The sequence below is a fragment of the Acinetobacter sp. 70_2 genome, assembly GCF_056736115.1.
Genome location: NZ_JBWZIP010000015.1, coordinates 402428 through 416208 on the forward strand (window position 1 = coordinate 402428; position 13781 = coordinate 416208).

12 protein-coding genes are annotated in these 13781 nt (G+C 41.2%); 6 read left to right on the plus strand and 6 right to left on the minus strand.

What is annotated here, in order from left to right; all coding sequences use genetic code 11:
* Positions 1-2: 2 nt before the first annotated feature.
* Entirely contained in the window at positions 3-3182 is a 3180-nt protein-coding gene (adeG, locus tag AC1PJ9_RS10895) for a multidrug efflux RND transporter permease subunit AdeG (RefSeq protein ID WP_311086894.1), read from the minus strand.
* A gap of 6 nt (positions 3183-3188) precedes the next feature.
* Entirely contained in the window at positions 3189-4409 is a 1221-nt protein-coding gene (gene adeF / locus AC1PJ9_RS10900; protein ID WP_311086895.1) for a multidrug efflux RND transporter periplasmic adaptor subunit AdeF, read from the minus strand.
* Between the two features lie 197 nt (positions 4410-4606).
* On the opposite strand from adeF, the gene AC1PJ9_RS10905 reads away from it, so the two are divergent.
* The 5 genes from AC1PJ9_RS10905 to AC1PJ9_RS10925 all read left to right on the plus strand — a co-directional run bounded on the left by AC1PJ9_RS10905 (position 4607) and on the right by AC1PJ9_RS10925 (position 8875).
* Positions 4607-5635: a LysR family transcriptional regulator gene (locus tag AC1PJ9_RS10905; protein WP_191001352.1), complete on the plus strand. Its 1029-nt coding sequence runs from the start codon at positions 4607-4609 to the stop codon at positions 5633-5635.
* Between the two features lie 177 nt (positions 5636-5812).
* Positions 5813-6598, plus strand: coding sequence for an ABC transporter substrate-binding protein (locus tag AC1PJ9_RS10910; protein WP_002049251.1), 786 nt, complete (start codon positions 5813-5815; stop codon positions 6596-6598).
* Between the two features lie 91 nt (positions 6599-6689).
* On the plus strand, positions 6690-7379 hold the full coding sequence (locus AC1PJ9_RS10915; protein WP_311086896.1) for an ABC transporter permease: 690 nt from the start codon (positions 6690-6692) through the stop codon (positions 7377-7379).
* Positions 7376-8089, plus strand: a complete 714-nt coding sequence (locus AC1PJ9_RS10920) for an ABC transporter permease (RefSeq protein ID WP_039250900.1) — start codon at positions 7376-7378, stop codon at positions 8087-8089. Before AC1PJ9_RS10915 ends, AC1PJ9_RS10920 begins: the two co-directional genes overlap by 4 nt.
* A gap of 9 nt (positions 8090-8098) precedes the next feature.
* The gene (locus AC1PJ9_RS10925) at positions 8099-8875 is read left to right on the plus strand and encodes an ABC transporter ATP-binding protein (protein ID WP_151684022.1); all 777 of its coding nucleotides are present in this window, start codon (positions 8099-8101) and stop codon (positions 8873-8875) included.
* A 73-nt stretch (positions 8876-8948) separates the two neighbouring features.
* On the opposite strand, the gene abeS is transcribed toward AC1PJ9_RS10925, so the two are convergent.
* The 4 genes from abeS to AC1PJ9_RS10945 form a co-directional block, all read right to left on the minus strand.
* A complete protein-coding gene (gene abeS, locus AC1PJ9_RS10930) occupies positions 8949-9278 on the minus strand; it encodes a multidrug efflux SMR transporter AbeS (protein WP_005307063.1) in 330 nt (109 codons plus the stop codon).
* Positions 9279-9526: 248 nt separating this feature from the next.
* A complete protein-coding gene (locus AC1PJ9_RS10935) occupies positions 9527-9778 on the minus strand; it encodes a YfhL family 4Fe-4S dicluster ferredoxin (protein WP_151749491.1) in 252 nt (83 codons plus the stop codon).
* 2 nt (positions 9779-9780) lie between these two features.
* Entirely contained in the window at positions 9781-11151 is a 1371-nt protein-coding gene (gene trhP / locus AC1PJ9_RS10940) for a prephenate-dependent tRNA uridine(34) hydroxylase TrhP (RefSeq protein ID WP_151749490.1), read from the minus strand.
* A gap of 56 nt (positions 11152-11207) precedes the next feature.
* Complete coding sequence (locus tag AC1PJ9_RS10945; RefSeq protein ID WP_311086923.1) at positions 11208-12674, minus strand: aminotransferase-like domain-containing protein; 1467 nt, start codon at positions 12672-12674, stop codon at positions 11208-11210.
* Between the two features lie 230 nt (positions 12675-12904).
* Between AC1PJ9_RS10945 and AC1PJ9_RS10950 the strand changes: the two genes are divergently transcribed.
* Entirely contained in the window at positions 12905-13774 is an 870-nt protein-coding gene (locus AC1PJ9_RS10950; protein ID WP_282496348.1) for a PhzF family phenazine biosynthesis protein, read from the plus strand.
* Positions 13775-13781 lie beyond the last annotated feature (7 nt).

Consider the following 13781-nt stretch of genomic DNA (forward strand, 5'->3'; position numbering starts at 1 on the left):
CCTTAATGATCGTGTGGGCTAGCTAACGGTGCTTCATGAACTGCCGCAGAATGCAGTTTATGTTTGCTGTTGAGGGTACGAATCAGAACGTAAAAGGCCGGGGTGAGGAATAAACCAAAGAATGTTACACCGATCATGCCGAAGAATACGGCAACACCCATCGCATGTCGCATTTCAGAACCTGCGCCAGTTGAAGTAACCAGTGGCACTACACCCATAATAAATGCAATAGAGGTCATTAAAATTGGGCGTAAACGTAGACGACTTGCTTCAACTGCTGCTTTAAAGGCAGTTGCACCTTGCATTTCGAGTTCCCTCGCAAATTCAACAATCAAAATGGCATTTTTACAGGCCAGCCCGACCAGTACCATCAGACCGATTTGGGTAAAGATGTTGTTATCTCCACTGGTGAGCCAAACACCTGTCAGAGCCGCCAAAATTCCCATCGGTACAATTAAAATTACAGCTAAAGGTAAGGTTAGACTTTCATATTGAGCGGCTAAAACCAAGAATACGAGCAATACGCTAATTGGGAATACCCAGAGTCCTGCATTACCAGCCAAGATTTTTTGGTAAGTTAAATCTGTCCATTCAAATTTGATACCACGCGGTAGAGTTTGTGCAGCAATACGTTCAACCGCAGCTTCTGCTTGGCTAGATGAATAACCCGGTGCAGGGCCACCATTAATGTCCGCTGAGGTATAGCCGTTATAACGCACCACCATTTCTGGACCATAAGTTTGAGTCACATTCACTAGTGAAGATAACGGAACCATTTGTCCAGCACTGTTACGGGTTTTAAGCTGCAAAATATCTTCAGGATTTGCACGGAAAGGCGCATCGGCTTGTGCACGAACCTGATAAACACGTCCAAAGCGGTTAAAGTCGTTAACGTACTGAGAACCTAAATAAATCTGCATAGTGTTGAAAACATCTGTCACAGCAACACCTTGCTGTTTAGCTTTTACACGATCCAAATCTACGTTGAGTTGAGGCACGTTAATTTGATAACTTGAGAACATTGGGCCAAGTTCAGGAGCTGATTGTGCTGCTTTCATAAAGTTTTGTGCAGCATCATTCAAGGCTGAATAGCCTAAGGCACCTCGGTCTTCAAGTTGAAGTTTAAAGCCGCCCATAGTCCCTAAGCCCATCACGGGTGGGGGGGGGAAAACCGCAATATAAGCATCTTGAATAGCTGAGTATTTCTGGTTTAGGGCACCTGCAATTGCATTTGCAGATAAGTCTTTTGCCTTGCGTTCATCGAATGGCTTTAAAGTCACAAAGACAATACCGGCACTTGAGCTATTGGTGAAACCGTTAATTGATAGGCCAGGAAAGGCAACTGCACTTTCTACGCCAGGTTGTTTAAGTGCAGTGTCACTCATTTTACGAATGACCGCTTCGGTACGATCTAATGATGCGCCGTTTGGTAGCTGCGCAAAGCTAATTAAATATTGTTTGTCCTGCGCAGGAACGAAACCACCTGGAACAATATAGGAAATACCAACGGTTAAACCTAAGAGTGCTGCATAGACACCCATTGCCGAAGCTTTATGGGAAATGACACGGCTGACGCCTTGACTATAACGGTCTGAAGCACGTGAAAACACACGGTTAAACAGTGCAAAGAAACGTCCGAATACACGATTCATAATACGTGTTAAGGCATCCGGTTTAGCATCATGTCCTTTCAGTAACAGCGCTGCCAAAGCAGGAGATAGAGTAAGGGAGTTAAATGCCGAAATGACCGTTGAAATGGCAATGGTCATGGCAAATTGTTTATAGAATTGCCCTGTTAAGCCTGTCATAAAGGCAAGTGGAACAAACACGGCAACCAGCGTTAAGGCAATCGCAATAATCGGTCCGCTTACTTCTCGCATGGCACGGTAAGTCGCTTCCCTTGGATTTAAGCCAGCTTCAATATTCCTCTCGACGTTTTCGACGACGACAATTGCGTCATCGACCACAATCCCGATGGCGAGGACCATCCCGAATAGTGAAAGCGCATTGATTGAGTAACCAAAAGCGAGCATGAGCGCGAATGTACCAATAATTGAAACTGGTACAGCAAGCAATGGAATGATTGAAGCACGCCATGTTTGTAAGAATAAAATAACAACCACAACAACCAGTGCAATCGCTTCAAGTAGGGTATGAACCACCGCTTTAATACTGGCACGGACGAATTGAGTCGGGTCGTACACAATGTCGTATTTAATTGAAGATGGGAAATCTTTTGAAAGTTCTTTCATTGTGCTACGCACTTGATCAGAAACTTGTAAAGCATTAGCACCCGGTGCTTGGAAAATTGGAATGGCAACCGCTTGTTTATTATCGAGTAACGAACGTAAGCCATATTGTGAAGCTGCAAGTTCAACACGAGCAACATCACCCAATCGGGTAACCGCGCCATCTGGTGCCGTTTTTAAAATAATATCAGCAAATTCTTGCTCAGTCGTTAAGCGACCTTGAGCATTGACTGAAAGCTGTAAAGGGGAATTACTTGGCGATGCACCGATTGTACCCGCTGCTACCTGAATGTTTTGTTCACGAATTGCAGTCACAATTTCAGTTGCTGTGAGGTTTCGCTGCGCTACTTTTTGTGGGTCTAGCCACACGCGCATCGCGTAGTCACCAGAACCAAATAAACCAACTTCACCGACACCTTGTAAACGTGCCAAACGGTCTTTTACGTTGAGTACCGCGTAGTTACGTAAGTAGGTCATGTCATAGCGATTATCTGGTGAGGTCAGATGCACAACCATGGTTAAAGTTGGTGAGCTTTTTAAGGTAGTAACACCTAAGCGCTGTACGTCTTCAGGCAAGCGAGGCATGGCCTGAGACACCCGGTTTTGAACCAGTTGTTGAGCTTTGTCTGGGTCTATACCGAGCTTAAAATTCACCGTAATGGTTAAGTTACCGTCGCTGTTTGCTTGAGACTGCATATACAGCATGTCTTCTACGCCGTTAATTGACTCTTCCAGTGGAGAGGCAACGGTTTCAGCAATGACTTTCGGGTTGGCACCTGGATATTGAGCACGTACCACCACAGAGGGTGGAACAACTTCGGGGTATTCCGAAATCGGTAATTTAAATACCGAAAGTAGACCAGCGAGTAAAATCAGTACTGATAACACACCAGCAAAGATCGGCCGATCAATAAAGAATTTAGAAATATTCATATGTGATTAACCTTTTGCCGGAGTTGATGTTTTATCTGTTGGCTGAGGTTGAGGAGTAGTGCTGCTCGCAGTGATTTGCGCATTTGGCATAGGAACAAGATGAGGTGTAACAGGGTCACCCGGACGAATTCGCTGTAAACCATTTACCACAATACGATCACCCGCTTGTAATCCGCTATTCACGATTTGCAAGCCATCTTGTTGGGCACCGAGTTTTACTTCGCGGTAAGCAGTTTGATTTTTCGCATCAACTACTACGACAAAACGTTTATCTTGATCGACTCCAACTGCGGTTGGGCTAATCAAAATTGCTGAACGAGGTTGACCACCACCTAAACGGATGCGTGCATATAAACCCGGCAATAAAACTCCGTTTGGATTGTCAAAGGTTGCGCGGACACGAATCGTACCTGAGGTGGTATTTAAGTTATTGTCGATTGAATTGATCGTACCTTCGCGAGTAAAACCTGTTTCATTGGCAAGTCCCATATAGACAGGAACTTGTGCTGAGTTACGCTGGTTGCTGATGTATTTTAGGTAAGTTTGTTCATCAACATCGAAAGATGCGTATAGGCGTGATACTGATACTAAACTTGTTAAAACCTGTGCGCCGTTACCTGCAGAAACCACATTACCAACGGTTACTTCGGCGCGGGAAATTCGGCCGCTGACTGGTGCAGTAATACGAGTGTATTCCAGATTTAAACGTGCAGATTGAACGGCTGCTCTAGCGGCTTGAAGGTTAGCATTGGCTGATCGTGCATCATTTTCTGCCAAATCTAACTCTTGGCGAGAAACAGCATTACTCTGAATTAAACGTTGAATACGAGAAAGGTTAGAACCCGTATATGTTACTTGTGCCTCAGCCGAAGCAAGTTGAGCTTTGGCTCGATTGAGTTCTGCTTCGAAAGGACGCGGGTCAATGGTAAATAGTAAATCGCCTTTTTTAACAAGACTGCCATCTTTGAAGTGTACGGAAATGAGTTTACCTGAAACCTGTGGCCGAATATCGACTTGATCGATTGCTTCTAAGCGACCGGAATATTCTTGCCAATCGGTAATGGTTTTGCTGATGACATTAGAAATATCAACAGTTGCAGCTTGTTGGGCACTGGTCGGTGCAGCTTTTGCATCGGCATTTTCATGTAAAAACATAAAACTGCCCCCTGTAGCCAAAATGGCGACAAAGATGGCAGACAGTGCGAACTGTTTGCGAGAAAATGACATGAGGTGCTCCTAGTTATTTGGATACCTGTTTTCAGACTTTTAGTTTTGGTCCGTATGGGAGAAACAGGGTTTATGGGATGGACGGAGCATAAAAGTTTGTCAATCACGAATAAATATATTAAATTCGATAACACTATTCGTATTTTTATAACAATTGATGTGTTTGATTAAATAAATGCATTGATAGGAGTGTGCGTGTGGATCTATTTCATGCGATGAAAGTCTTTAACAAAGTTGTCGAAACAAATAGTTTCAGTTTAGCGGCTGACAGTTTAGGCCTACCGCGTGCTTCTGTAACGACAACCATTCAGGCTTTAGAGAAGCATTTACAAGTTCGCTTATTAAACCGTACCACCCGTAAACTCAGTTTGACACCAGATGGCGCGGTTTATTATGAACGGACCGCGCGAATTTTGGCCGATGTCGAAGACGTAGAATCAACTTTTCATGATTCTGAACGAGGACCCCGAGGACGACTGCGCATTGATGTTAAAGCTTCAATCGGGCGGTTGATTCTGATTCCAATGCTGTGTGATTTTCATGCCAAGTACCCCGATATTGATTTGGTGATTGGCATGAGTGATCGTCCAGTCGATTTAGTTCAAGATGCGGTGGACTGTGTCATTCGTATTGGTCAATTGAAAGATTCAAGTTTAGTTGCACGCCGTATCGGAACAATTCAGTGTGTGACAGTAGCTGCGCCACGTTACTTGATGGAACATGGCGAACCAAGAACCATTGAAGACTTACAAAAACATCAAGTGGTACATTATTTTAACAGCCGTACCGGACGCAATATCGATTGGGATTTCATGGTGAACGGTGAGATTCATAGCGTTGGTGTGAAAGGGCGTGTTTCAGTCAACGATGGCGATTCATATATTGATTTGGCAGTACAAGGTTTTGGCCTAATTCAATGTCCATATTATATGGTGGCAAAACATTTAGAGTCTGGTGCTCTTAGAGAGGTGTTGACTGAATGGTTACCTGCGCCTATGCCAATATCAGTCGTTTATCTACAAAACCGTCATTTATCGCCTAAAGTCCGTGTATTTGTAGATTGGGTAGCCGAATTATTTGCAGGTTGTCCATTGCTGAGTGGTTGTTCAATGTCATTAGATCAAAAATGTGAATTTGCCAGTGCCAAAGAACATAACCATGAATACACCATTCGGACATTGGTTGAAAATGAAAATATGGCAGAGGCTTACACACTCAAAAACTAAATTAAAATTTGAGTGATTTTTCAACATTTAATGGGGTAAGGCGATCAGCTGTTTTGATAGTTTCATAAATCCTTAATTTACTGGTATAGAAATTGCAATTATTTCGGTAGAAGAGTAATTTAGAAATTGCTCAAGTTTTTTTATCACCTTATTTGGATTTTAAGGAGAAGCTTCAAGATGGCAAGCTTTATGAAAAAAATGTTCGTTTCAACAACCTTGGTTTTGGCTGCTGTTGCAACGAATGTTCAAGCAAAGGATTGGAAGGTGATTCGTTTTGGTACTGAGTCGTCTTATGCTCCATTTGAATATAAAACACCAGATGGCAAGTTAACTGGTTTTGATGTTGATTTGGGTAATGCCATTTGTGCAAAACTCAAAGCTAAGTGTGTTTGGGTTGAAAACTCTTTTGACGGAATGATTCCGGCACTTAAAGCGAAAAAATTTGATGGCATTCTTTCATCAATGACAGTGACTGATGAACGTGCAAAACAAATTTTATTTAGTAGCAAAATCTACAATACGCCAACGCGTATGGTTGCAAAAAAAGGCTCACCGTTATTGCCAACACCTACTTCATTAAAAGGTAAGCGTGTAGGGGTACAACAGGGCACAATTCAAGAAACATATGCTAAAACCTATTGGGCTCCAAAAGGTGTGAGTGTAGTTCCTTATCCAACTCAAGACTTGATTTACCAAGATATGATGTCTGGTCGTTTAGATGCAACTTTACAAGATGCAATCATGGTTGATGGCGCTTTCTTAAAACAACCAAAAGGTAAAAACTTCAGTTTTGCTGGTGGCAATGTGGTTGATGTCAAAACACTAGGTGTAGGCGCAGCTATTGGTTTACGCAAAGAAGATGCAGATTTGAAAGCGAATATTGACAAAGCTTTGGCTGCAATCATTGCTGATGGCACATACAAGAAACTCGAGAAAAAATACTTCTCTTTTAGCATTTACTAATGATGTGAAAAATGTCGGCTAAGTGCCGACATTTTTAAATCTATTCTCATCTCATCAATATTAGATATTGTTTTTAAGGAGAAGATGAGTCATGTCTTTTTCTGGCTATGGGCCACTCCTTCTCAGCGGAACATGGATGACCATACAGCTTGCGCTGTTGTCACTCTTGCTTTCTGTCATTATTGGCTTAATTGGTGCGAGTTCAAAACTCTCTAATATTAAAGCCTTACGTTATATTGCGACCGGCTATACCACGCTCATTCGTAGTGTGCCTGACTTAGTGATTATGCTGCTGTTATTTTATAGCTTGCAGTTGGGGCTAAACCAAATTACTGAAGCACTGCAAATGGACCAGATTGATATCAACCCGTTTGTGGCTGGTGTGATTACTTTAGCGTTCATTTATGGTGCATATTTTACCGAGACCTTTCGTGGTGCATTTCAATCGGTTCCAACGGGTCAAATTGAAGCAGCAATGGCCTATGGGATGACGCCGTGGCAGGTTTTTCACCGTGTATTATTCCCTCAAATGATGCGTTTTGCACTGCCTGGCATTGGTAACAACTGGCAAGTTTTGATTAAGGCGACCGCACTGGTTTCTATTATTGGCCTGACTGATATTGTAAAAATTACACAAGATGCGGGTAGAAGTACCATGCAACTGTTCTTTTTCAGCATCGTCGCTGCTGCGATTTATTTGGCAATTACCACCGTATCAAACCTGATTTTAATGTGGCTTGAACGTCGTTATTCTGCTGGTGTAAGGAAGGGGCAATTATGATTGAAATCCTTCAACAATATTGGAAGGCATACCTTTGGACCGATGGCCTACAAATGACCGGTGTCGCGATGACTGCTTGGTTATTGGTGCTTTCAATCGGTATTGGGTTTGTGCTTGCCGTGCCTTTATCACTTGCACGAGTATCAGAAAATATCTGGTTGCGTGGCCCAGTTTGGCTGTTTACTTATGTGTTTCGTGGAACACCACTGTACATCCAATTGTTAATTATTTACTCGGGCATTTATAGCTTTGATTATGTCCATGAACATCAAGCACTCGATGCATTCTTTCGAGAGGGCATAAATTGCACCATTTTGGCATTCGCGCTCAATACTGGTGCATATACGACTGAAATCTTCGCTGGAGCGATCCGTTCTATTCCACATGGTGAGATTGAAGCTGCTCAAGCGTTCGGTATGTCAAAATGGAAACTCTACACACGTATTATCATTCCGTCGATGTTACGCCGTGCTTTGCCATTTTACGGCAATGAAGTCATTTTAATGTTGCATGCGACAACCATTGCATTTACAGCAACAGTTCCCGACATTTTAAAGATTGCGCGCGATGTGAATGCCGCAACCTATGACACTTTCAATGCTTTTGGAATTGCTGCTGTGTTGTATGCAGTGTTGGCTTTTATTTTGATTTGGATATTCCGTAAGTTGGAAAAACGTTGGTTGGCATTTTTAAAGCCATCGAATCATTAGGAGACATAAATGGAACACGTTGCAAAACTAGTGATTCGTGATTTACACAAAACATTTGGCGATCATGAAGTACTGAAAGGGATATCACTTGATGCAAATGCTGGTGATGTAATTAGTATCATCGGTTCATCTGGTTCGGGTAAAAGTACCTTGCTGCGTTGTATCAACTTTTTAGAGCAACCGAGCAATGGCACCATTAAACTGAATGGTGAAAAACTACGCACAGTCTTTGATAAAAAAGGCAATTTAAAAGTGGTTGATCCAAAGCAACTACAAAAAATGCGTACTCAGCTCATGATGGTATTTCAGCATTTTAATTTATGGTCACATATGACGGTGCTTGAAAATGTCATTGAAGGGCCAATTCATGTGCTTGGGATAAAGCGTGCAGAAGCAGAAGAGCGTGCACGCAAATATCTACGCAAAGTTGGATTACCTGAAAGTGTTGAAATTAAATATCCAGCATTTTTATCTGGTGGTCAGCAGCAACGGGTAGCAATTGCTCGTGCTTTGGCAATGGAACCGGAAGTGATGCTATTTGATGAACCAACCAGTGCACTTGATCCGGAGTTGGTGGGTGAAGTGCTCAAGGTTATGCAGAGTTTAGCTGAAGAAGGCCGTACCATGATTGTGGTGACACATGAAATGGGCTTTGCACGTCATGTGTCTAATCAAGTGATTTTCTTGCATCAAGGGAAAATTGAGGAACAGGGTCATCCTGATGAAGTACTCAACAATCCGAAAAGTGAGCGTTTAAAACAATTTTTGACGGGCAGTTTGAAATAAGCTGTTCATACCGAGTAAGGTGAAATTTTTTAAAAAGAATTCGCATCTTACTCGGTTGCTTTTAAATTATATTTTATAGATGGGTATTTTTAGAAAACACATTAATAATCACTATACCTGCAATCATTAAAGTAAGACCAATACAGGCCGCCAAATCTAAATGCTGTTTGTAAAATATCCAGCCAATTGCAGAAATTAAAATAATACCCGCGCCCGACCAAATGGCGTATGCAATTCCAATTGGGATCGTTTTTAGCGTCAGGGACAATAAATAAAAAGCAATCGCATAGCCCACAACTGTAACGATGGATGGAATGGGAACAGTAAAACCTTGAGATGCTTTTAAAGCTGAAGTTGCAATGACTTCACAAGCAATCGCAATTGCTAAATAAAGATAAGACATGGGGAACTGCGCCAGAATGAGTTTTAATCAATCTATATGAAATGTTGAAATGGTTTGCCAATTTTAACGATTGTGCAATTTTTTGGGTACAAAATTACCAGTAAACCAAACTGAACTGATAAATTGATTTTATCACTAGCCAATTGTTCTCAGCTATTTATTCGTTTATTTAATCATTGATCTGTATAGTCATTTAAGAGGATCAGTAATTTTAGCTTGATCCTCTATAGACTATTTTAAAAAATAGATTAGCTGAGTATATTTAAACTTTTAAATTTCTCTAGCAGTTGCTCTTTATTTTCAAGATGCGCAGGGTCTGGTTTTATACAGTCGATTGGACAGACCACCTTACATGTTGGGGCATCGTAAAAGCCTACACACTCGGTACAACGAAGTGGATCAATTTCATAAACTTTGCTCCCTTCAAAAATGGCTGTGTTAGGGCATTCTGGTAAGCACATATCACAATTGATACAGTCACTAGTAATCAAAAGTGCCATGTTTAACTCGCTGAATAAGCCAATGTAGAGGCAGTAATACTTTCTTTGGCATGCGGCAAATTGCGTATGAGTAGGGCATAACTGATATCAACATTTTGTGAGAGTGGAATTTCAACAAAATGCCCCGAACCTTTAGCATCTGTAATTGGGTTACCTTTTAAATCGCGCATTTCGGTTAAGGTAAATGTGATATTGCCTTGAGGTGTCATGAGTTCAAGTGAGTCACCAACCATAAAACGGTTTTTAACTTCAATGCGAATATAATCACCGTGACGTTCTAAAACTTCACCACAAAATTGTTGATAGTCAAAGTGTGATGAACCATCAGCATAGTTTTGATATTCGCTATGGATATGACGTCTTAAAAAACCTTCGGTATAACCGCGATTTGCCAACCCTTCGAGCTGAGTCATTAAGCTTGAGTCAAATGGTTTACCTGCTAATGCATCATCAATGGCTTTTCGATAAATTTGAGCAGTACGGGCACAGTAAAAATATGATTTAGTACGGCCTTCAATTTTCAGTGAGGCGATGCCCATTTTGGTTAAACGGTCTACATGCTGTACCGCACGTAAATCTTTGGAGTTCATAAAATAGGTGCCGTGTTCATCTTCTTCAGCAGCAAACATTTCTTCATCATTACGTTGTACAAGCAAAGTTTGAGTGGAGGTTGTTTCTGATTGTACTGATGAGCAGCAAGACTTTTCTGGTGTATTTAGCTGAGTGGTTGGAATTACATCGCCGTTTGCATCTTCTTGAGTTTCATGCAACTTATAGTCCCAACGGCAAGCATTGGTACAAGCACCTTGGTTGGCATCACGTTTATTCATATAACCAGAAAGTAGGCAACGGCCTGAGTAGGCCATACATAGTGCACCATGTACAAAAACTTCGAGTTCAATATCTGGTACGTGTTGCTGGATTTCTTCGATTTCTTCTAATGACAACTCACGCGATAAAATCACACGGCTTAAACCGTAATCTTTCCAAAATTTAACAGTGGCCCAGTTAATGGCGTTGGCTTGAACAGATAGATGAATTTGCACATCAGGAAAATGCTCACGCACCATCATAATTAAGCCTGGGTCAGACATAATGAGCGCATCTGGTTGCATCGCTACAATCGGTTCAAGATCACGAATAAAGTTTTTTAATTTGCTGTTATGCGGTTGAATGTTCACCACAACATAAAACTTTTTACCTAAAGCATGAGCTTCATCAATTCCGATTTTTAAGTTGTCATGATCAAAAGCATTGTTACGCACACGTAAGCTATAACGTGGTTGGCCTGCATATACGGCATCTGCACCATAGGCAAATGCATAGCGCATGTTTTTTAGTGAACCTGCGGGAGAGAGAAGCTCAGTTTTCATAAAATAAAAGGCATAAAAAATATATGGTTTTATTTTATTAACTCTATATTTTGGATTCAACCTACTGAATTAGTAGGGATTTGATCATTATCCTTTTGCGCGGGTAGCATATTTTTTGCTAGTTCTCCTAAGCGCATCAAAGCATTTAACATTTTGGGATTTAGCTCAAAACAAGCTGCAATACGTAAACAATGACTAAAACGTTTATCAGCCGAACATAAAACTCCCGGCATACATAAGATCTTTTCATCCATTGCTTGATGAAACAGTTCTAATGTATCTATTGATTCGGGTAGCTCTAACCATAAAATAAATCCTGCTTGCGGTCGACTGACTCGAGTGCCGAGTGGAAAATAACGACATATATAAGATTTGATGGTATCGATTTGCTGTTGATAGCGTTTTTTGAGCTGCCGTAAATGCAGGTCATAGCCGCCATTCTCTAAGAAAAGTCCTAAAGTTTCCGTGAGCAAAGCCGGTTCAGCAACAGTGGTCGTAAATTTAAGTTGCTGCACAATATTACGAAAGCGCCCAGCTTCTAGCCAACCAATTCGATAGTCGGGTGCTACGGTTTTTGTATAGCTACCACACACCAAAACCCATCCATTTTGATCAAACGCCTTAATGTTGGGTAAAAGCGGTTCTGTTAGTTGCAATTCGGCGTACATCGCATCTTCAATGACTGGAACTTGAAACTGATTAGCTAACTCTGCCAAGCGACGACGGTTAGTTTCAGGCATGCTAAAACCCAGAGGATTGTGACCTGTTGGAATGGTTAATATAGCTTGTACACTTTTAGATTTTAATAGTTCTTCAAGAGCATCAAGGCACATACCTGTATGCGGCGAAGTCGGCACTTCTACAATTTTTCGGCCTAAATTATGAAGAAGCGGGTACAGGTTATGAAAAGTAGGAATCTCAAGAGCAATGCTGTCACCTGCTTGGGTGGTTGCCATAATCGCAAGACTCAAAGCTTCCATTGTGCCGTGAGTGAGCACAATATCATCTGCTGAAAGAAACATACCAAGCTGTAAACTTCGTCTCGCAATTTGAGTACGTAAACGTATAGAGCCGGGTGGCAAAGTATAGTTTTTAAAAATGTCTGGCTGCGTTCGTAAAACTTGAGCAGTTAAGCGTTTTAAGCGTTCAATTGGATAGAAGTTTTCACCTGTAGGGCAAGCTAAGGCTAAATTGATATAGTCTGGATCCATCTGTTTTTTGACAATTTGTGCGAGAAAACAGCTAATTCCTGAAAGAGATACTTTTTCTTCACTGACATAGCGCTCTTCGAGTTCTAATAGGTTTGAAGGCGCATGACAAACATAGTAGCCAGACTGTGGGCGAACTGAAATTAAACCTTGGTCTTCAAGCTGACGATAAGCTTCTTTTACGGTGTTAATGCTGACCTGATAATGATTTGCGCAGTCGCGGATTGATGGTAAACGGGAGCCGATAGGCTGTCTGCCATTCTGAATTTGCAGGGTGAGGTCATCACTCACTTTTTTATATTTGTACATGTCAATTCATTAAAAAGCCAAAGCAATGGATACACTTTATAGGGATCTTTTATGTAACTCAAATAATGTGATTGCTTTTGATTAGTTCATTTAACACAAATCTAACTTAAAAACTGTGTCTATTATTTTTCATATGAACTGATACTGTGACCATTAAAAACAAAACAGTAAGATCAAAAAATGGTAAGGACTTAAAAACCATATTTTTTAATTTTAAAAATCAGTAGGAGTGGTCTATGTCTGTTGTTGCATTTAAACAAGTTGATGTTTTTACTTCACAAGCATTTAAAGGTAATCCTGTCGCAGTCATTATGGACGCCAGTACCTTAACGTCTGAGCAGATGCAGGAAATTGCGAATTGGACGAATCTTTCTGAAACGACATTTGTGCTCCCTGCGACAGATTCTCAAGCTGATTATCAGGTTCGAATTTTTACTCCGCAAAGTGAGTTGCCATTTGCAGGACATCCTACAATTGGTACTGCCTATGCTTTGCTTGAAGCAGGCCTTGTGACAGCTAAAGAAGATAAGCTTGTACAGCAATGTGCTGCGGGTTTGGTAACGCTTACCGTGAGTGACTCAGGGCATATTTCATTTGAACTCCCTAAGCCTAAAATTACACCATTAGATGCAATGCACACTGAGAAATTAGCAGAAATTTTAAAATGTGAAATTAATACTCAATGGAATGCTACATTGGTTGATGTAGGTGCACGTTGGATTGTATTACAAGCGGTGAATGCTGAAGCTGTTTTAGCAACCCAACCAGACTTTGCAGCCTTAAAACAACATGATTTAGAAATGAAAGTTACGGGCGCGACAGTTTTTGGTTTTTATGAAAATAATGATGAGCAAAAACATATAGAAGTTCGTTCATTTGCTCCTTCATGCGGAATAAATGAAGATCCAGTTTGTGGTAGCGGGAATGGTAGTGTGGCGTCTTTTATTCGTTACCATAGGATTTTGCCAGCACAAAATGATGTGGTGTTTTCTTCACAAGGTCAGGCTTTAGGCCGTGATGGACAACTGAAACTTGAATTGCATCAAGATAAAATTTTAGTGGGTGGAACCGCTGTTACCTGTATCGATGGCAGTATCACCTTATAAAAAGAGA

Excerpts from the sequence above, each read along its gene's own strand:
- abeS (WP_005307063.1), bottom strand. The coding sequence starts at position 9,278 with ATGTCTTATCTTTATTTAGCAATTGCGATTGCTTGTGAAGTCATTGCA.
- AC1PJ9_RS10935 (WP_151749491.1), bottom strand. The coding sequence starts at position 9,778 with ATGGCACTTTTGATTACTAGTGACTGTATCAATTGTGATATGTGCTTA.
- AC1PJ9_RS10950 (WP_282496348.1), top strand. The coding sequence starts at position 12,905 with ATGTCTGTTGTTGCATTTAAACAAGTTGATGTTTTTACTTCACAAGCA.
- trhP (WP_151749490.1), bottom strand. The coding sequence starts at position 11,151 with ATGAAAACTGAGCTTCTCTCTCCCGCAGGTTCACTAAAAAACATGCGC.
- AC1PJ9_RS10915 (WP_311086896.1), top strand. The coding sequence starts at position 6,690 with ATGTCTTTTTCTGGCTATGGGCCACTCCTTCTCAGCGGAACATGGATG.
- adeG (WP_311086894.1), bottom strand. The coding sequence starts at position 3,182 with ATGAATATTTCTAAATTCTTTATTGATCGGCCGATCTTTGCTGGTGTG.
- AC1PJ9_RS10910 (WP_002049251.1), top strand. The coding sequence starts at position 5,813 with ATGGCAAGCTTTATGAAAAAAATGTTCGTTTCAACAACCTTGGTTTTG.
- adeF (WP_311086895.1), bottom strand. The coding sequence starts at position 4,409 with ATGTCATTTTCTCGCAAACAGTTCGCACTGTCTGCCATCTTTGTCGCC.
- AC1PJ9_RS10920 (WP_039250900.1), top strand. The coding sequence starts at position 7,376 with ATGATTGAAATCCTTCAACAATATTGGAAGGCATACCTTTGGACCGAT.
- AC1PJ9_RS10925 (WP_151684022.1), top strand. The coding sequence starts at position 8,099 with ATGGAACACGTTGCAAAACTAGTGATTCGTGATTTACACAAAACATTT.